General features: G+C 49.0%; 16 protein-coding genes and 3 tRNA genes. 11 read left to right on the top strand and 8 right to left on the bottom strand.

All coding sequences use genetic code 11. The features are described 5' to 3' along the window. The first annotated feature begins 100 nt into the window (after positions 1-100). The 3 genes from punC (at position 101) to BM191_RS17625 (ending at position 3,409) form a co-directional block, all read left to right on the top strand. Positions 101-1,252 (top strand): purine nucleoside transporter PunC, encoded by a 1,152-nt coding sequence (punC, locus tag BM191_RS02395; protein ID WP_092874613.1) that lies wholly within the window; start codon positions 101-103, stop codon positions 1,250-1,252. A 320-nt stretch (positions 1,253-1,572) separates the two neighbouring features. Next, the gene (gene cfa, locus BM191_RS02390) at positions 1,573-2,721 is read left to right on the top strand and encodes a cyclopropane fatty acyl phospholipid synthase (RefSeq protein ID WP_092874610.1); all 1,149 of its coding nucleotides are present in this window, start codon (positions 1,573-1,575) and stop codon (positions 2,719-2,721) included. Between the two features lie 418 nt (positions 2,722-3,139). After that, positions 3,140-3,409: a hypothetical protein gene (locus tag BM191_RS17625; protein WP_456236151.1), complete on the top strand. Its 270-nt coding sequence runs from the start codon at positions 3,140-3,142 to the stop codon at positions 3,407-3,409. Between the two features lie 289 nt (positions 3,410-3,698). Here BM191_RS17625 and BM191_RS02380 read toward each other — a convergent pair whose 3' ends face one another. After that, a complete protein-coding gene (locus BM191_RS02380) occupies positions 3,699-4,334 on the bottom strand; it encodes a riboflavin synthase subunit alpha (RefSeq protein ID WP_092874607.1) in 636 nt (211 codons plus the stop codon). A 222-nt stretch (positions 4,335-4,556) separates the two neighbouring features. On the opposite strand from BM191_RS02380, the gene BM191_RS02375 reads away from it, so the two are divergent. The 6 genes from BM191_RS02375 (at position 4,557) to BM191_RS02345 (ending at position 8,692) form a co-directional block, all read left to right on the top strand. Then, positions 4,557-5,930 carry an MATE family efflux transporter gene (locus tag BM191_RS02375; protein WP_092874603.1) on the top strand — a complete coding sequence of 458 codons (1,374 nt, stop codon included), beginning with the start codon at positions 4,557-4,559 and terminating at the stop codon, positions 5,928-5,930. 165 nt (positions 5,931-6,095) lie between these two features. Continuing rightward, positions 6,096-6,172, top strand: a tRNA-Val gene (locus tag BM191_RS02365). 2 nt (positions 6,173-6,174) lie between these two features. Next, positions 6,175-6,251 (top strand) — tRNA-Val (locus BM191_RS02360). 66 nt (positions 6,252-6,317) lie between these two features. Further along, a tRNA-Val gene (locus BM191_RS02355) sits at positions 6,318-6,394 on the top strand. A 344-nt stretch (positions 6,395-6,738) separates the two neighbouring features. Then, complete coding sequence (gene pykF, locus BM191_RS02350) at positions 6,739-8,151, top strand: pyruvate kinase PykF (protein WP_092874597.1); 1,413 nt, start codon at positions 6,739-6,741, stop codon at positions 8,149-8,151. A gap of 304 nt (positions 8,152-8,455) precedes the next feature. Further along, positions 8,456-8,692, top strand: a complete 237-nt coding sequence (locus BM191_RS02345; RefSeq protein WP_013201929.1) for a major outer membrane lipoprotein — start codon at positions 8,456-8,458, stop codon at positions 8,690-8,692. Positions 8,693-8,763: 71 nt separating this feature from the next. Here BM191_RS02345 and sufE read toward each other — a convergent pair whose 3' ends face one another. The 6 genes from sufE to sufA are packed head-to-tail and all read right to left on the bottom strand — an operon-like array spanning position 8,764 to position 14,360. Continuing rightward, a complete protein-coding gene (gene sufE / locus BM191_RS02340) occupies positions 8,764-9,180 on the bottom strand; it encodes a cysteine desulfuration protein SufE (protein WP_092874594.1) in 417 nt (138 codons plus the stop codon). Between the two features lie 26 nt (positions 9,181-9,206). Next, positions 9,207-10,427 (bottom strand): cysteine desulfurase SufS, encoded by a 1,221-nt coding sequence (gene sufS, locus BM191_RS02335; protein ID WP_092874591.1) that lies wholly within the window; start codon positions 10,425-10,427, stop codon positions 9,207-9,209. Then, positions 10,417-11,706, bottom strand: coding sequence for a Fe-S cluster assembly protein SufD (sufD, locus tag BM191_RS02330; protein ID WP_092874588.1), 1,290 nt, complete (start codon positions 11,704-11,706; stop codon positions 10,417-10,419). The genes sufS and sufD overlap by 11 nt, the downstream gene beginning before the upstream one ends. Continuing rightward, positions 11,681-12,427, bottom strand: coding sequence for a Fe-S cluster assembly ATPase SufC (gene sufC, locus BM191_RS02325; RefSeq protein ID WP_092874585.1), 747 nt, complete (start codon positions 12,425-12,427; stop codon positions 11,681-11,683). The genes sufD and sufC overlap by 26 nt, the downstream gene beginning before the upstream one ends. A 50-nt stretch (positions 12,428-12,477) precedes the next feature. Further along, on the bottom strand, positions 12,478-13,980 hold the full coding sequence (gene sufB, locus BM191_RS02320) for a Fe-S cluster assembly protein SufB (RefSeq protein ID WP_092874582.1): 1,503 nt from the start codon (positions 13,978-13,980) through the stop codon (positions 12,478-12,480). A 5-nt stretch (positions 13,981-13,985) separates the two neighbouring features. Further along, on the bottom strand, positions 13,986-14,360 hold the full coding sequence (sufA, locus tag BM191_RS02315; protein WP_092874579.1) for a Fe-S cluster assembly scaffold SufA: 375 nt from the start codon (positions 14,358-14,360) through the stop codon (positions 13,986-13,988). A gap of 387 nt (positions 14,361-14,747) precedes the next feature. Here sufA and BM191_RS02310 point away from each other — a divergent pair, with 387 nt between their 5' ends. Next, complete coding sequence (locus tag BM191_RS02310) at positions 14,748-15,143, top strand: hypothetical protein (protein ID WP_092874576.1); 396 nt, start codon at positions 14,748-14,750, stop codon at positions 15,141-15,143. Between the two features lie 32 nt (positions 15,144-15,175). Here BM191_RS02310 and ydiJ read toward each other — a convergent pair whose 3' ends face one another. Further along, on the bottom strand, positions 15,176-18,253 hold the full coding sequence (ydiJ, locus tag BM191_RS02305) for a D-2-hydroxyglutarate dehydrogenase YdiJ (RefSeq protein WP_092874573.1): 3,078 nt from the start codon (positions 18,251-18,253) through the stop codon (positions 15,176-15,178). A gap of 243 nt (positions 18,254-18,496) precedes the next feature. On the opposite strand from ydiJ, the gene ydiK reads away from it, so the two are divergent. Beyond that, entirely contained in the window at positions 18,497-19,618 is a 1,122-nt protein-coding gene (gene ydiK, locus BM191_RS02300) for an AI-2E family transporter YdiK (RefSeq protein ID WP_092874570.1), read from the top strand. Positions 19,619-20,064: the final 446 nt, after the last annotated feature.

The raw sequence follows: 20,064 nt of genomic DNA, 5'->3' as shown, positions 1-20,064 counted from the left end.
TTCAATTTTTTTGATACCAATCCTCAAATTATAGCGTTTTACAAGTACCCGTTCAGCTCAGTAAACTTCGTGCGCGCAAAAAAAAGGAGTTTTCACACATATGCAAAATCTGGGTTTTCTAGTTTATCTGGCGTTATTGAGTATGCTGGGCTTTCTGGCAACCGATATGTACCTGCCAGCATTTGGGGCAATAGAACATGGGCTGCAAACATCAGCGGGGGCAGTAAGCGCATCGTTAACCGTATTTCTGATTGGTTTTGCGCTGGCTCAGGGATTTTGGGGATCGTTATCAGACCGGCTAGGACGCCGCCCAGTGTTGCTTTATGGGCTGGGTATTTTCGCCTTTTCATGCCTGGCCGTTGTCTGGATCAGCAGTGCCTGGCAACTGCTGATTCTACGCTTTTTACAAGCATTTGGCGTTTGTGCTGCAACTGTTAGCTGGCAGGCACTGGTTGTCGACCGCTACAAGGGGCAGCAGGCAAAGCGCATTTTTGCCACTGTTATGCCTCTGGTTGCCCTTTCCCCGGCGCTGGCCCCTCTGGTCGGAGCCTGGTTGTTGAATCATCTTGAATGGCAGGCGATTTTTATCGTACTGATGCTAATAGCCGTCGCACTGCTGTTGGTTACCCTGAAATTGCGCAGCCCAGAAGGGCAGATAAAAAAAGAGGAGCCCGTTGGATATTGGCAGCTACTCAGTTCGCCGGTATACAGCGGTAATGTGCTTATCTACGCGGCCTGCTCTGCCAGTTTCTTTGCCTGGCTGACGGGGTCGCCCTCTATTATGGCCGGGTTGGGACTGAAACCAGTTGACATCGGCCTAAGCTACGTCCCACAGACAATTGCATTTCTCGCCGGTGGATTCGGCGCACGGGCCCTGCTAAACCACATGCAGGCCAGCCGACTGCTGCCATGGTTATTAACATTTTATGCTATCAGTGTGGTCGTGCTGTTTATCTGTGGCCTGCAGTCCACGCCCACGTTAGTTTCTTTATTGGTTCCCTTCTGTGGCATGGCACTGGCGAACGGTGCTATCTACCCTATCGCGGTTTCTGGCGCTCTACTACCATGGCCTCAGGCGACCGGTAAAGCGGCCGCACTTCAAAATATGCTGCAATTGGGGTTATGCTCTGTTGCCAGTCTGATAGTTGCTTCATTTATCAATACGGTTACGCTGACGACAACAATTGTCATGCTAATGACCGTTTTATTGTCTATCATTGGATTTGCTCTACAGCGTAATGACAAAAAATAAACGGGTTACCGACACCATTGCACAGACTGAAATAGCACGTTTGGCCAATTAATTAGCAAGCTAACAGTAAGCATTGAACATTGTCGCTGGTAAGCATATACTCTCTGCGGTATCAACATAATAATCTGATAAAATTTTTACTGACAGGGCCGTCAAATGACTACTAAACCGTAAAAGTCGTCAAAGTACCCTGCCGAAATTTATTGTTCAATCCTCTGTTAACGTCAGATTTAAGACGCACGGATTTTACGTGATAATTCTCAATCATCTGGAAGAACTACCCTGTTTTTCCGGTTCGGCCATAGGGTAATGGAGAGATTATGAGTTCATCGTGCATAGAAGAAGTGAGCTTACAGGATAACCAATGGTACAGAATAATTCAGGAACTACTTGATAGGGCTGGAATTGAAATTAACGGCTCTCAGCCCTGGGATATTCAAGTGAAGGATCCAGAGCTATTTAAGCGCGTTATTCATGAAGGTTCACTAGGTTTAGGTGAAGCCTATATGGATGGCTGGTGGGACTGTGAACAGCCTGACGTATTTTTTTATCGTGTACTTAAAGCCCACCTGGATAAGCAGCTTCCCCATCATTTACGCGATACCCTACGTATCGCCAGTACTCGGCTGTTTAACTTACAATCCCGCCGTCGCGCCTGGATTGTTGGAAAGGAACACTACGACCTTGGCAACGATCTGTTTACGCTGATGCTCGATAGCCACATGCAATACTCCTGCGGATACTGGAAAGACGCGCAAACGCTGGAGCAGGCGCAACGTAATAAGCTCGACATGATTTGTAAAAAGCTGAATTTGCAACCGGGAATGACGTTGCTTGATATTGGCTGCGGCTGGGGTGGACTGGCTGAATATGCCGCCCGCAATTTTGGCGTAACTGTGACTGGTGTGACTATTTCAGCTGAGCAGAAAAAGCTCGCTCAAAAGCGCTGTGAAGGTCTCGACGTATCTATTTTACTTCAGGATTATCGCGATCTTAACGAGCAATTTGATCGCATCGTTTCTGTCGGAATGTTTGAACACGTCGGCCCCAAAAATTATGCCACTTATTTTAACGTAGTTGATCGTAACCTCATACCAGACGGCCTGTTCCTACTGCATACCATCGGGGCGAATAAAACCGATGATAATGTTGATCCTTGGATCGATAAATATATATTTCCCAATGGATGCCTGCCATCAATACGGCATATTGCCAACGCTTCGGAACCACATTTTATTATGGAGGACTGGCACAGTTTTGGCGCAGATTATGACACCACGCTGATGTCATGGTATCAACGATTTCTTAAGGCCTGGCCACAGCTCGAGCCAAAATACGGCGCGCGCTTCAAGCGGATGTTTACCTATTATCTTAATTGCTGTGCTGGCGCATTCCGTGCACGTGATATTCAGCTCTGGCAGGTAGTATTCAGCCGGGGTGTGGAGGGAGGTCTGCGCGTCCCACGCTGACCACCGGCAATTAAAAAGCGGATATCTCTCCTGTGGGCCTTCACGACAATGAGACAGGCATAGCGTGATTTTATCTGATTGATTATGTGAATAATTTCAAGGAAATTACTGCTATACTTGCCAGTTCATCTCTACCGCCGTCAATCCCTGGTCCACGCAACCAGTACTGTCATAAATGGTGCTTCCTTTACGCTTACCCGCATCGGACGCCATTTGGCAGGGACTGCACAAAAATAAGCCTGTGGAACGACTGCAGCGATTATCCGAATCACTTGCAGAATGCTTCACACCGGAAACTGATATCATTGCTATTACAGATGCCGATTTTTAGGGACGATGGTTTCAACAGGTCAATTCTCCTGTCTGGACTTATTTATGCCAGAAGCTGGAAAATCATTATTACAATATGGGTGTATGGATGGGAAAAGATGGTGCATATCAGCTCAAGGCATCAGTAACAACCGTTTATCCGGATGAGGGCCTGCCGGGACCAAGCAAAGAAGCACAACATCAGAGGCATTTTTATCTTTATCAGTGTGAACTTAAAGACCGGAGATTTAAACATTCAAAGGAAAGCGCTGTCCGAGCAACGGTGACAGCTAAAGCGCGGACAACAGGTAAATCATCTGGGTTTATTTTCACAATAGGTTTGGTGCCAGCCATTCGCCCGAACGAGTGGCAGTATTGAGCCCTATCGCGACTTTTAGCCAGTCTCATTATGTGATTGAACGTTTTTTTTTCTGGCGAAAAAAGACATACAACTTAAATATCAGGCAAATACGGTGAAACACTGATGGGTCATTTCTTTGCTAAAGCTGACGGAGAATGAATTCAGACATTCTCCGCTATTATTGAAAACCCTGTCGCTGGAGTCAGAATTGAAAAAGTTACAGTAAAGGTATATCTATATGATATTTATTCACTCAATTTTCAGGAGATCTCCCCCGCTTCTCAATTCTTAACGTTATAAAATTTAATTAACCCTGGACCAGCGCATCATTCCGCGTACGGTTCGCCAGAACTCGCTCGACGGTATCAACAATCGCTTGGGTGTGGGGATCAATCTCAATATTGACATATTGCCCGAGACGTTTAGCGCCGAGGGTAGTACGTTCAAGCGTTTCCGGGATCAGGTGAACGCAGAATTTGCCCGAAGTTACATCGCCTACAGTAAGACTGATACCATCAATACCCACAAATCCCTTGTATAAAATATATTTCATCAGACTAACATCTGCGGGTTTAAACCAGATTTCCCGGTTGTTTTCAGACTGCACGATTCGACCTATCTCGGCTGTAGTCATAATGTGGCCCGACATTAAATGTCCACCAATCTCATCACTGAACTTTGCTGCACGCTCAACATTTACCTTGTCGCCCAATTTTAGCCCTCCAAGGTTGGTGATACGCAGCGTCTCTTTAATCAGGTCGAAACGCACTTTATCGCCATCAATTTCAGTTACCGTCAGACAGCAACCGTTATGTGCAACTGAGGCACCAATTTCCAGACCCGGCAAAAGCGCCTGCGGCAATCTGACCGTGTGGGTACGAAAGTTGGGTTTTTCATCAATCGCCAGCAATTCTGCAGTACCCTGAACAATTCCCGTAAACATAGACTCTTAACCTCTGGATTATATGGTCATCTGGCGTTAGTTTGCCATTCAGCGCGCTGACGGGCAAATGCCGGGCCTTGATCGTCGTGAAAGAAAAACTATTTATACGGTTGGCTAAATCATCTACCCACTCTACACTATCCCACCTGAGTCAGGCTTTTCAGCAATCGAATTCAGCTACGACTCTTCTCCCGGGGAAATAAACATAATAAAGGTGTATGCGTGCAGAAGTATTTTGTCGAGGCGCGTCAATTATTAGCATTGGCGATACCCGTCATCTTCGCCCAGGTGGCACAGACAGCAATGGGATTCGTCGATACCATTATGGCTGGTGGTGTAAGCGCTACAGATATGGCCGCCGTTGCGGTAGGCACGTCGATTTGGCTTCCGACAATCCTGTTCGGCCATGGTCTGATACTGGCACTAACACCGGTAGTGGCCCAACTCAACGGTGCCGGGAGGCGTCAGCATATTTCCCACCAGGTGGGTCAGGCCTATTGGCTGGCGGGTATCGTTTCGATCGTGGTAATGCTCGTGCTGTTCAATGCCGGTTTCGTCATCTACGCCATGCATAATATCAATGCCGAACTGGCGGATAAGGCAGTACGCTATCTGCGCGCTTTGTTATGGGGAGCACCAGGCTATCTTTTTTTCCAGGTGTTACGTAATCAGTGCGAGGGCTTATCAAAAACCAAGCCGGGTATGGTACTGGGCTTTCTTGGGTTACTGGTCAATATCCCGGTAAACTACATTTTTATTTACGGTCACTTTGGTATGCCCGCCATGGGCGGGGTTGGCTGTGGCGTCGCGACTGCGTCGGTTTACTGGGTAATGTTCATCTGCATGAAAGCATGGTGTCGGCGCGCGGCATTCCTGCGTGATATTCATCAGTCAACCCCGGTTGCCGGGCCGGACTGGCAGGTTCTCAAGCGGTTATTTTTCTTAGGCCTGCCTATCGCGCTGGCGCTTTTTTTTGAAGTCACCCTGTTTGCCGTTGTTGCACTGCTGGTTTCACCCATGGGAATTGTGGACGTTGCCGGACATCAGATCGCTCTCAACTTTAGCTCCCTGATGTTTGTTGTCCCTCTCTCGATAGGCGTAGCCGCTACCATCCGCGTCGGCTATCGACTTGGTCAGGGTTCAACTCATGCTGCCCGCACCGCCGCCTGGACGGCACAAATAGTCGGCGTACTGATGGCCTGCTGCACCGCCCTGTTTACTGTCACCTTTCGTGAACACATCGCGCTGCTTTATAACGATGATCCTGCGGTTGTGACCCTGGCGGCTCAACTTATGTTTCTGGCTGCTATTTACCAACTATCTGACTCAATCCAGGTCATTGGCAGCGGAGTACTACGCGGCTATAAAGATACGCGCGCCATTTTCTTTATTACGCTGGTCGCATACTGGTGTCTTGGGTTACCCAGTGGCTACATATTAGCCCTGACTAACTGGGTAGTTCCCGCAATGGGGCCAGCGGGTTTCTGGTGCGGCTTTATCATCGGCCTGACCTGTTCAGCAATCATGATGCTATGGCGCATATGCCGACTTCAGCAGCAGCCGGCCGAAATTATCCTGGGACGTGCGGCTCGTTGATCGGGCATACCGTAACGAATGCTTAAAATTACTGCGCTTGCTCAGAAGCGCAGCAGTTACGCAGAAATTTATCGCTTTTCCCTTGCCAGTCGTTCAGCCTGCCGCTAATATTCGTCCCCGCTGTAAGTCTGCTGATTTTTTGCATATCATCGGTGATAGCAGCGCGCGTTCTTAGCTCAGTTGGTTAGAGCACCACCTTGACATGGTGGGGGTCGGAGGTTCGAGTCCTCTAGAACGCACCAGTGCGTCCGTAGCTCAGTTGGTTAGAGCACCACCTTGACATGGTGGGGGTCGGTGGTTCGAGTCCACTCGGACGCACCAAACAAGATATTCGCAGGTTATTGCCGTTTGTAACGCAATTAACGGCATAAAAGTTAGAGAGATTTTGCGTTCTTAGCTCAGTTGGTTAGAGCACCACCTTGACATGGTGGGGGTCGGAGGTTCGAGTCCTCTAGAACGCACCAGACCGCCCATCTCTTTTTTGTGATTTCCCCCTTTATTTCATCAATTCCCCATAAATAGTCGCTGTTTTTTAATTGGTTTTACATAGCTTCACGACTATAATGCCACTTTGAACGACTTGAATGGTTTCAGCGTATGGAAGAGCCAGAATTGATGCCTTTCCCTGCTTGCGCAATCGTGCAATGGCCTGCCGCAAACCCTGCTCAGAACTTCCGCTGCTTACCCAATCGCTATCTCCTATCCTTAAAGCTGTATCGCGGTCCGTTACAGAACATCCAATTCCTCTCCCAGCCACTGGCTGTGAGACAACTGCTAATCATCCATTACAACTTATAGAAAACTCGCCATGAAAAAGACCAAGATTGTTTGTACTATCGGCCCAAAAACCGAGTCTGAAGAGATGCTGACTAACCTGTTGGACGCAGGAATGAACGTCATGCGTCTTAATTTTTCCCACGGTGATTATGAGGAGCATGGAAGACGCATCACTAATCTGCGCAATGTAGTGAAAAAAACCGGCCATCAGGCCGCAATCCTGCTTGACACTAAAGGCCCGGAGATCCGCACCATGAAGCTGGAAGGCGGCAAAGATGTCACATTAGAGGCAGGCCAGACCTTCACCTTTACGACTGACAAGAGCGTAATTGGTAATAGCGAATGTGTCGCCGTCACCTACTCCGGGTTCAGCAGCGATTTAAGCATCGGAAATACCGTGCTGGTTGATGACGGTCTGATTGGTATGAAAGTTACCCAAATAACCGGTCAAACCGTCGTATGCCGGGTTCTGAACGGTGGTGACCTTGGTGAAAATAAAGGTGTCAACCTGCCTGGCGTTTCAATCCGGCTACCGGCGCTGGCGGAAAAGGATAAGCATGATCTAATCTTTGGCTGCGAGCAGGGCGTTGACTTTGTTGCAGCATCGTTTATTCGTAAGCGTTCCGACGTACTGGAAATTCGCGAACACCTTAAAGCTCACGGTGGTGAGCATATTCAAATCATCTCTAAAATTGAGAATCAGGAAGGTCTCAACAATTTCGATGAGATCCTTGAAGCTTCAGACGGCATCATGGTTGCCCGTGGCGATCTCGGCGTTGAAATTCCGGTTGAGGAAGTGATTTTCGCCCAAAAGATGATGATTAAGAAGTGTAATCAAGCCCGTAAAGTGGTGATTACCGCAACCCAGATGCTGGACTCAATGATCAAGAATCCGCGCCCTACTCGTGCTGAAGCGGGTGACGTGGCTAACGCCATTCTTGACGGTACCGATGCAGTCATGCTTTCTGGTGAGAGCGCTAAAGGTAAGTACCCACTTGAAGCAGTAAGCATCATGGCAATCATCTGCGAACGTACCGACCCGGTCATGAAAAGCCGTACTGAAATCAAAGATCCGCAGCACAGAATGCGCATTACCGAGGCCGTCTGTCGGGGTGCGGTAGAAACAGCTGAGAATCTTGAAGCTCCGCTTATCGTAGTAGCAACCGAAGGCGGAAAATCGGCAAAATCAATACGCAAATATTTTCCGCACGCCACTATTCTCGCCCTGACAACAAATGAGCTGACTGCCCGCCAGTTGTTACTGACCAAAGGCGTAGAAACCACGCTTGTTACTGAAATCGCCTCAACGGATGATTTCTACCGTCTGGGTAAAGAAGCGGCACTCAAAAGCGGCTATGCGAAAAAAGGCGATGTCGTGGTAATGGTTTCGGGTGCACTTGTGCCAAGTGGAACCACCAATACCGCATCCGTACACGCCATTTAAGCGAAGTTCGATCTTAAAGATTTTTAAGCGCCCCAGGGCGCTTTTTTTTTCGTTAAATTTTTAATTAAAATTGCCAAAAAACCGGATTAATTTAATTATTCAGCGCAAGCCGTTATTAAGATTGGTCCGATTGAAGATACATGTTTTCTTTATTTTTTTCCCCAATAGTAACGCTCAGCCGCTTCTTTGAGCTAACGATCAAAATTAAGCGTGTTATAAGTAAAAATTTATTCTCATCCCAAAAAAGTTTGTGTAATACTTGTAACGCTACATGGAGATTAACTTAATCTAGAGGGTATAAATAATGAATCGTACTAAACTGGTACTGGGCGCGGTAATTCTCGGTTCAACTCTGCTGGCTGGTTGCTCAAGCAACGCTAAAATCGACCAGCTGTCTACTGACGTTCAGACTCTGAACGCCAAAGTTGATCAGCTGAGCAATGACGTGAACGCAATGCGTTCTGACGTTCAGGCTGCTAAAGATGACGCAGCGCGTGCTAACCAGCGTCTGGACAACCAGGCTCACTCTTACCGCAAGTAAGAATTCCTGTATGAAAAATGGCGCACTATGTGCGCCATTTTTTTGTCCTAAAAAACCCTGTACCGATCAGATCAGATTAGTCTTCCTGCTTTCTGACGAATTGCACGAACCATCGCCTCAAGTCCCTGCGTGCGCGACGGTGTCAGGTGTTGTGTTAAAGCCAGTTGCTCAAACCAAGGGCGCACATCAAAGGTGACAATTTCTGCGGGATCCAGCTGCTGATACAAAATAAATACGACGGCAATTAATCCTTTAACGATGGCAGCATCGCTATCTCCCTGCAGAATAACTTTTCCATTCTTATCCTGCGTAAGCAATAGCCAGACCTGGCTCTGGCAGCCGGATATGGCGTTTTCAGGCTGGTGCAAAGAAACAGAAAACTCCGGCAACGCCACCCCTAATTCAATGATGTAAAGGTACTTCTCTTCCCAGTTTGCGCAACGATTGAAGTTGCGCACCAATTTCTCTTTATCTGGCAGCGTAGCCATTCACTCCTCCTGTCAGCCCGCCATTGTCAGCCGAGCAGACGGTGTATACGTATCAGCCCATCCGTCAGTCGGTCAGCTTCTTCCTCGGTATTATACAGGGTAAAACTTGCCCGGCACATGGCGGGAACACCATAGTGGCTCATCAGTGGCATAGCACAATGGTGACCGGTACGAATGGCTATTCCGTACTGATCAAGGAAGGTACCCACGTCATAGGCGTGATGTTTACCTAAATTGAAGGAGATGACGCCAGCGCGATCCTCCGGTCCGTAGATTACCAAATCGGGTACAGTCGCCAGCTTGTTCTGTGCATAGCGCATCAGCTGTTGTTCATAGTGGTGAATATTATCGATACCCAGTTCGCTGACATAGCGAAGCGCAGCACCGAGACCAATAATGCCACCGGTATGCGGCGAACCGGCTTCAAAACGCCAGGGTGCCGTATTCCAGGTGGAGCCACTTTGCAGGCTGACGCTTTGTATCATTGAACCACCGCCTTCCCAGGGCGGCATTTCATCGAGCAAGGCCTTACGTCCGTAAAGTATACCGATGCCGGTGGGGCCATAAATTTTATGCCCGGAAAATACGTAAAAGTCGCAGCCTAACTCCTGTACATCCACCGCCTGATGTATCACCGCCTGAGCGCCGTCAATCAACGTGGTAATGCCAGCAGCACGCGCTCTGGCAATCAGTTTTTTTAGCGGGTTAACCGTGCCCAGCACGTTAGAGACCTGAGTGAATGCCAGCAGCCGAGTACGATTATCAATAAGCGCATCGAGCTTAGCGATATTTAACCGGCCTTCATCTGTAATGGGTATATAACGCAATTCAGCACCGGTACGCTGCGCAAGCAGCTGCCAGGGCACAATATTGGCATGATGCTCCATCTCGGTGATGATCAGATTGTCGCCCGCTTTGATCTGACTCTGTCCCCAGCTATTCGCTACCAGGTTAATGCCTTCGGTAGTGCCGCGAACAAAAACAATCTCTTCCGGTGAAGCCGCATGAATAAAGCGCGCGACCTGATGACGAACATCTTCCATCGCCCTTGTGGCCTCTGCGCTTAGCGTATGGACGCCACGATGCACCGCCGCATAGCCATGCTGATAAAAATGACTTTCCGCCTCAATCACACTGAGCGGCTTCTGTGCGCTGGCAGCACTATCGAGGTAAGCCAGCTTGCAACCGTTTACCTCCCGGGTTAGCACAGGAAAATCCGCTCTCACGCGACGGACATCAAAACTCATTCTGACCTCCGGGAAAGCGCAACGCAATACGCGCTAAGACCGCTTCTTTCAGGGGACTGTCGCTGATAGCTTCGGTCAGTTCAGCGGCAAAAGCATAGATAATCATGCGCTGAGCGGCCTGTTCATCAATCCCACGGGCGCGCAGATAAAACATCTGCTCATCATCAATACGACCAATAGTTGCCCCGTGGCTGCACTTGACATCATCGGCATAGATTTCGAGCTGGGGCTTAGTATCCACCTCAGCCAGACGTCCCAGTAACAGATTGTTATTGGCCATTTGTCCGTCAGTCTTCAACGCATGTTGCGCAACGGTAATCTTTCCATTGAAAACCGCTTTAGCCCGATCGCGAACAATGGTTTTATGAAGCTGGCGGCTAACACAATAGCCCTTATTATGCTCCAGATAACTGCGAGTATCGCATACCTCATTATCCACTGGCAGCACCAGACTGTTAAGCAACAGCTCGCTGTTCTCGCCGTTCAGCTGGACGCTGGTATTGTGCCGCGACAATCCGGAACCAAGTAAAAAGCTATGGCTTTCAACCCGCGCATCACGACCAACACGAATATCATTATGGGCGAAGTGATAGCTGTTAGCGCTTTCAAAACCCAGTTTATAGTGGCTAAGTCTGGCGTTATCCCCTACCTGAAAGGTGAAACGCGCACCGCTGAAGTGGCCGCTGTTGTTAAGGCTGACATAGTGTTCGATCAGCATTGCCTCAGCACCCGCCTCCAGTTCAAGATGGTGTCGATAGTGAATGGTATTGACCACACCGCTACGACCGCTGCTAATATTTAGCAAGTAAAGCGGCCGCACAGCACGCTTACCCCGAGCCAGCCGCACTATGGCGGCGTCCTCGGCCAGACTTTCCGTCAGATGCAGAAACAGTTCAGGCTGGATTGGCGTATCAAACTCACGACGTCTGGAGGCTTGCTGAATTTCAACCTGGAATGAACCGTAATTTTTGTCGCTTAATTCCGCATCGAAACGCCCATCAACAAATACCAAGCGAACCGCATCGATATCCAATGCCAGCGGTGCTAAGTCGTGCGCATTGAGGCGTGTGGCGGACTCTGGCAGTGCAAAACGTTCAGACAGCAATTGGTCAAGCGGCGTATAACGCCAGTTTTCATGTTTGCGCGTCGGCAATCCAAGCCGCAAAACCTGTTGCCAGTGCTGCTGCGCCTGCATGGAGCGCTGGTCACTACGGCTTTCAAATAAATGGTGCCATTGCTGTATCGCGTTGTCGTTACTCCTGGTCTGTAAGCCAGCCATAGCCCTGCTCCTCCAGCTGTTTTACCAGTGTCAAATCGCCAGATTTAACGATTTTCCCCTGATAGAGCACATGCACGAAATCTGGCTTAATGTAGTCAAGAATGCGCTGATAGTGGGTAACGATAATGAAAGCACGCTTGCCGTCACGCAGCGAGTTAACGCCATTTGCAACAATTTTCAGCGCATCAATATCAAGACCGGAGTCAGTCTCATCAAGAATGCACAGGTCTGGCTCCAGTGCCGCCATTTGAAGAATATCATTACGTTTTTTTTCGCCTCCGGAAAAACCGACGTTTACCGAGCGCGTCAGCAAATCCTCCGGCATTTTTAATAACTGAATTTTATCTTCGATATAATCCTGAAAGTCAAAACGGTCGAGCACCGGCTGTTCACGGTATTTTCTTACGGCATTAACCGCTGTTTGCAGGAAAAACTGATTACTGACGCCGGGTATTTCCACCGGATACTGGAATGCCATGAAGATACCTTCACCTGCGCGGTCTTCCGGAGCAAGTTCAAACAAATCCTTACCCTTGAAGCTGACGCGGCCGCCCGTGACCTCATACTCTTCACGCCCGGCCAGAGTCGCTGATAAAGTACTTTTTCCAGAACCATTTGGCCCCATAATCGCGTGTACTTCACCGGCGTTTATCTCCAGATCCAGCCCACGTAGAATTGCTTTATCTTCAATATTTACCTGTAAATCTTTAATACTTAACATAGTTTTCCCTTGTCGATACCTACTGGTACCGATGAAAATACGCAGGTGCTTTATCCAACGCTATGTTCCAGACTGATTGCCAGCAGCTTTTGCGCTTCTACGGCAAATTCGAGCGGCAGCTCAGAAAATACATCCTTACAAAAACCATTTACAATCATTGAGATAGCATCATCTTCGCTGATGCCACGCTGCAAACAATAAAACAGCTGATCTTCGCCGATGCGTGAGGTGGTTGCTTCATGCTCAAGCTGAGCACTGTTATTTCGCACTTCAACGTAAGGAAAAGTATGAGCGCCGCAATCAGGTCCAATTAACATTGAGTCGCACTGCGTGAAATTACGTGCGTTAGTTGCCGTTGGCATAATTTTGACCTGCCCACGGTAGGTATTCTGACTTTTTCCGGCTGATATTCCCTTAGAAATGATGGTCGATTTGGTATTTTTACCAATGTGGATCATTTTAGTTCCGGTATCTGCCTGCTGGCGTCCACTGGTCAGGGCAACGGAAAAGAATTCGCCGACAGCGTTGTCGCCTCGCAGAATACAGCTGGGGTATTTCCAGGTGATGGCCGAACCCGTTTCTGACTGTGTCCAGGACATCTTGCTATTTTCCCCTTCACACAGCGCACGCTTGGTCACGAAATTGAGAATGCCGCCCTCGCCTTCACCGCCAGGAAACCAGTTTTGCACCGTCGAATATTTTACTTCGGCATTTTTATGAATGATGACCTCGACCACCGCCGCATGCAGCTGATAGGTATCACGAACCGGAGCCGAACAACCCTCGATATAACTCACGTAGCTGTCTTCATCGGCGATCAGGATAGTACGCTCAAACTGGCCCGTTTTGGCCGCGTTGATGCGAAAATAGGTGGATAGCTCCATCGGACAGCTTACGCCTTTCGGGATGTAAACAAACGTCCCGTCCGATGCCACCGCTGAATTAAGCGCAGCAAAAAAATTGTCATTGTGCGGCACGACCGTTCCAAGATACTGCTTGACCAGTTCAGGGTGTTCCTGTATCGCCTCACCAAACGAGCAAAAAATTATGCCCTGTTCCGCCAGCTTATGACGGTAAGTTGTGGCAACGGATACCGAGTCGAAAATAGCATCAACGGCAACCTCACGACCTTCACGTACGGGTACGCCTAGCTGATCGAACGCTTTTTCGACTTCTTGTGTGAGAAAATTACTGGCGGGTTGAGCACCGGAAGTTTGGGTTGTGCCTTGCTCAGAAGCACAGCTGTCATTACAAACCCCGCAGGAAGGCGCTGAATAATAGCTGTAATCCTGATAGTTAAGCGATTTGTAATGGGCTTTGAGCCAGTGCGGCTCCTCCATTTTTAACCAGGCATTATAGGCCTTCAGGCGAAACTCCAGCATCCATTCTGGTTCGTTACGCTTAGCGGAAATAGCGCGAACGACCTCTTCACTAATACCATGCTCCAGTTCATCGGTTTGCAGCTGAGTAAAAAAGCCCTCTTTATACTTTTGTGGACCGCCTTCCCAGATATGTACCTCTTCAGATGCTGAGATATCGTTGTTACGAGACATAAGAATCACTCAATGCCAAAGCTTTCACCACACCCACAGGCATGTTGCGCTTTAGGATTATTAAATTTAAACACCTGGTTCAACCCTTCGCGGACATAATCCACTTCGGTACCATCAATGAAAGGCATCGCTTGTAACGGTACAAACAAATGCGCCCCTTGATGCGTAAAAACAAGATCATCGCTGGCAGGCTCTTTAACCAAGTCCATGGTATAACCAAATCCGGCGCAGCCGGACTGCTTTACGCCAAGCTTCAGCCCCTTAACTTCCGGATCGCTGGCTGTCAGCGTCATAATTTGCCTCGCGGCTCCGTCGGTGAGCGTCAATCCTTTCCAGACGAAATCCTCCGGTGAAAATGATGCGGCTTTTACAGATTGCATAACTTACCTCACTATGCGATAGCCCTGCTTTTTCCTCTATGGTAGTGATAACACTAACCACTTCAACCTCTTGTTTTGCAGGGATAATATGAAATGACCTTTTTTTCCCGGTGATAACCTAATTTTAGACCTTTCCTGCCCCGGTCTACGGTTGTATACATTTAAAATTATTCTTAGCTATCTGAATGTTTATAAATGATAATTTCCGACAGCTATCGACAATAATTCGGTTTACCCCGCCATAAACAACCTTTTCAAAAAAAAAGATTGGTTGCGCCTATCTTTGCAACAAATAGCATATTCGGATAAATACAACGGCCTTATTGATAATTTTTTTCGCCCGTATATGATAATAATTATCATTACTATGAATAATGGCTGTTAACGATGACGCAATCTATTAATGCCTGGCTTCAGCATCAAATCGATGAATATAAATTCCGCATACGCGATCTCACCATAGATTTTTACCTGGCCCAGGCCAAACTTAACCGAACGGAGTGTAATCTTGATCAGCTGCGCAGTTTTAATGAGATCTGTATGGATATGGCCGAGTTGTGTCATATAAACGGCGACGACCACAGCTATCTTCATGCGCTCGGGCGACTGCATCAGCGCCTCCTGGCTGAGGTGAGCAACCACCGTCGCGATAAATTGTTTCGCATGCAGGCCTGGCAGCTGGCTCGTCATTCGTTAACGCGCTTGTGCCATCAGTTGGCGATTAACGGTGAATGGCAAAAGGCCAGTACTTTACAAACCGAGTTTGTAAAGTACGCCTGGTAAACTTTTCCTCGCCCACGTTACTCACCGGGTGCTCACTGCGCAATTGCCGCCTGTTCCGGTATCAGCTCCAGCAGCGCTTGCAGCGGATGGCGTACCCCATTGCCCTCAACGCGTCTTATCTGGCTGCGGCAGGAGTAGCCCGTTGCCAGGCAGCGCTGACGCGGCATTTTTTCCAGTGCGGGATGCCACGATTGCTGAAAAATAGCCAGTGAGTTTTCATGGTTTTTAGCCTCATGTCCGAAGGTTCCCGCCATACCACAGCAGCCGGTACTGATATTTTTTAAGGTTGCACCAAAATACGCAAAAATGCCCTGCCACTGCTGCGGCGCAGACGGTAACGCCGTGACCTCTGTACAATGGCTAAACAGATACCACACGTCTCCGCCAGCCGGTGCTGTTTCACGCCCGGCCAGTACTTGGTTAAGCCATTCATGCACCAGCAACACATGAAAATCGCCGCGCTTATCGCCCAGAGCCTGTCGATATTCGTCGCGATAGCAAAGCACCATAGCGGCATCAACACCGATTATTGGCATTCCCAGAGCAGCAACACGATTGAGAAATTCTGCGGTTTTTTTCGCCGTACGGACAAAACGTTGCAAAAAACCTTTCACATGCTGAGCTTTACCATTGGGTGAAAATGGCAGTACCACCGGCTGAAACCCCAGACGGGAAATCAAGCGGACTAAATCCGTAATCAGCTGCGCCTCGTAAGCGCTGGTGAAAGCATCCTGGACCACCAGTACGGTATTAGCCCGGGCCTCACTGGTCAACGCTTCCAGCTGACCGAGCGTCATAGTGACGTTACCGTGGCCGATCAGTTGCTGTTTTAGCGGCGGCGAGGAAAGCAGCGGAAGATCGACCATACCAATATGCTGGCGACTCAATTCACGCATCCACGGCTGGCGCAAAAAGAAGTTGAAGGTTTTTGGCGCTTTCGCCATAAGCGGCGCATAACTTTCAATACTGGCGACCAGATAGTCACTAGCCGGGCGCAGGTAACGCGTATGATAAAGTTGCAGAAAGCGTGAGCGGAAATTCGGCACGTCAATTTTAATCGGACACTGCGTTGAGCAGGCTTTACAGGCCAGGCAGCCAGACATCGCTTGTTTTACTTCGTGGGAGAAATCGTATTCTCCCTTGCGAGCGTGCCAGCTATTACGCGTACGCTGTATTAGCGCGCGCAGGCTCATGCGCCTTTCCGTTAGCTCTCTTTCCAGTGTAAGGGGATCGACACCCTGCTCTGCCAGCAGTCTCAGCCACTCACGCATCAGCGTAGCGCGCCCCTTTGGCGAGTGAACGCGGTTGCGGGTAATTTTCATTGATGGGCACATCGGGCTGTTGACGTCAAAATTAAAACACAGGCCGTTGCCATTGCACTCCAATGCACCGCGATATGCGTTACGCACAGTAACCGGGATCTGGCGATCAAAGCTTCCACGGGTGGGGGAGTCGACGGTTTTCATCGCAGCGTCAATCCCATAAGGGGGGCAGATTTTTCCAGGGTTCAGCCGGTTCAGTGGGTCAAAAGCAGCTTTAATGCGACGCAGTTCATCGTAGAGTTCGTCACCAAAAAAAGCGGGACTGTATTCGGCGCGAAAACCTTTACCGTGCTCACCCCACAACAATCCCCCGTAGCGTGCCGTCAGCGCGACCACTTCATCAGACAGTGTTTTCATTAGCTTTTCCTGCTGCGGGTCACACATATCCAGCGCAGGGCGAACATGCAGCACCCCCGCGTCAACGTGACCAAACATGCCATAGCTCAGATGGTGACTGTCCAGCAGTGCGCGAAACTCAGTAATGTAATCAGCCAGGCGCTCTGGCGGAACACAGGTATCCTCAACAAAGGGGATCGGCTTGGCGCGGCCTTTTGCATTACCTAACAGGCCGACTGCTTTTTTACGCATGGCGTAAATACGTTCAATATCCTGTAAATCGCCACAAATCTGATAGCCGATAATACCGCCCTGCCTGGACGCGATTAATGTATCCAAATCCTGACACAACGAATTAAGCTGTTTGTCAATAGTGTCCTCATCGTTACCGACAAACTCAACGATATTCAATCCCTGCATAATTTTATCCGGCACCTGGGTTATCAGATCCTTTACCGAATGCCAGACGATATCTTCACGCGCCAAATCAAGCACTTTCGAATCAACCGTCTCAACCGAAAGAGCATTGGCTTTCAGCATCAGCGGCGCGTTGCGCAGCGCAGAATCAAATGAATCATATTTGATATTCACCAGCCTGCGTACTTTTGGCACCGGTGTAATATCCAGTCGTGCTTCAGTAATCAACGCCAGAGTCCCTTCCGAGCCGCAAAGAATACGCGTCAAATCAATATGCTGCCTATCGTCGCTAATGACGTGGCGCAGATCATAACCGGTAAGAAAACGGTTAAGTTTGGGAAACTTTTCGAGGATCAGCTGGCGCTGCTCCAGACAGCGCTCCAGCACGGTTTTATAAATACGTCCTTCCGGGGTATTTTCGCCAGCAAGCGTCTGTGCCACTGCTACCGGTACTGTGCGGGTGTCGATAATTTCCCCACCAAGCAGTACCGCCCGAAGACCCAGCACGTGATCGGAGGTTTTACCATAAACCAGCGATCCCTGACCCGATGCGTCGGTATTAATCATGCCGCCAAGCGTTGCGCGATTGCTGGTGGACAACTCCGGCGAGAAAAAGTAACCATAGGGTTTCAGCCAGGCGTTAAGCTGATCTTTTACTACCCCTGCTTCTACTTTGACCCAGCCTTCCTGTGGGTTTATTTCAAGGATACGGTTCATATAGCGCGACATATCAATAACGATACCCTGATTAAGCGCCTGGCCATTGGTACCCGTCCCGCCGCCGCGCGGGGTAAACACAAGTGATCTAAAAGGCGCTTCTTCAGCGACGCGTGAAACAAGTGCAACATCCGCTGTAGAGCGAGGAAAAATAACCGCGTCCGGCAGCAGCTGATAGATGCTGTTATCGGTTGACATAGCCAGACGATCGGCATAGCTGGTGGCGCTATCGCCGGTAAAGCCTTGCTGTTTGAGAGTGTCTAAAAATGTCAGCACCAGTTGAATCAGGCCTGGCGCCTGGGGAATCTGTGGGATCATTATCAGGTGACCAACTCGGTTAAATAAATCCTTGGCTATGCCTACGCCCTCTCCATGCCGGATTTACTTTTTTATCATAATTTTCCGCCTGTTGTCGTCTGTTCTGCGACTTATCATTTTAACTGCAGTTTGCTTCTGTAAAAAAGTGCAGAAATAGATCATCCTTAGAGATGTTCCCCAAGCGGTTCTGCCCCGGAACCTGGACGATTTATCTTAATCATTTATTAAAGGAAGTCTTGCTGTATGAACCTATCGCCAAAAGAATGGGATTTACCACAAATCATATTCTTACTGTTGTTCATCACCCTGTTGATATTGGCCTGCTTTTGGGTGGTCGAGCCATTTATATTAGGTTTTGCCTGGGCAAGCATGGTGGTCATTGCAACCTGGCCTGTGATGATACGCATCCAGGGATGGCTCTGGGGACGTCGCTGCCTCGCGGTAATTGTTATGACGATGCTGCTGCTGCTGCTGTTTATTATTCCCGTCGCGTTACTGGTGAGCGGTTTGATAGATAACAGTGCGCCGGTGATCGCCTGGGCCACCTCTGGGCATCTACAGCTACCCGATCTTGCGTGGTTAAAAAGCGTTCCGATGGTAGGCGACAAACTTTATACGGGCTATCATAGTCTGGTGGCTGGCGGCGGCAGCGCAATGATGGCAAAGATCCAACCTTACATCGGCCGCACTACCAGTTTTTTTATGGCACAAGCAGGCCATTTTGGCCGCTTTATGATGCATCTTGGCGTCATGCTTCTGTTCAGCATTTTGCTTTACTGGCGCGGTGAGCAGGTAGGGCATGGCATACGACACTTTGCCTTTCGTCTGGCCGCACGTCGCGGCGATGCCGCGGTATTGCTGGCCGCGCAGGCTGTACGCGCTGTTGCACTGGGTGTTGTGGTTACCGCACTTGTTCAGGGCGTACTGGGCGGCCTCGGACTGGCAGTCTCCGGCATCCCCTATGCCACGCTGCTGACAGTTCTCATTATCCTGTGCTGTCTGGTGCAACTCGGCCCCTTAGTGGTATTAATTCCGGCGATTATCTGGCTGTACTGGAGCGGCAATACCACCTGGGGAACGGTTCTGTTGGTCTGGAGCTGTGTGGTAGGCACCCTCGACAACGTTCTGCGACCGATGCTTATCCGCCTGGGCGCTGACTTACCCATGATCCTCATCCTTTCCGGTGTGATTGGCGGACTCATCGCTTTTGGCATGATTGGGCTGTTTATTGGTCCGGTCGTGCTGGCGGTTTCTTATCGACTTTTATCCGTCTGGATGAACGAATCGCCGGCACCAGAATACGATCCGGAAGAGGCGGTGGAGGCGCTGCTCGATGAGCAGGAAGAGCTCAAAACCAATCCTTAATCCTCACCCCATCGCCTGTTAATTCTCCGGCTATCCGACATCTCACCGCAGCGTCTGTCGCTGCGGTGAGTTGAGTTATTAATCCGAACAACAAAGAGGTAATGTTAAGTTTTACTGATTAAAAAACATCACTTTCCAATTGAGCCTTCAAATGCAATAGATTTAAGTGATGTTCTGATTCGGTTTTATTTTAACAACGGCATTGATTTTAAAAAAAAAGATTATAAAATCTTAACTATTAGGAGGATTCTTAAAGACGCTGAGAGCCACTCTGAATAGTATGAAGCGTATGATCAAAGCACCATCCGCTTTCTCTGATAAGGTAAAAAATTGCTGTGTGTAGTCTTTGCCCATTCCATGCGATGGGCATTTTTTTACCTGACACCTACTTCAAGCTCCACCGACCTGCTGATAAAATCCTTGGTCGCTGGATTAACCCTCTTATA

This window comes from Izhakiella capsodis, assembly GCF_900115045.1.
Taxonomy (GTDB): domain Bacteria; phylum Pseudomonadota; class Gammaproteobacteria; order Enterobacterales; family Enterobacteriaceae; genus Izhakiella; species Izhakiella capsodis.
Note: the sequence above shows the minus strand (reverse complement) of the source record. Positions and strands in the feature narration are given on the sequence as shown.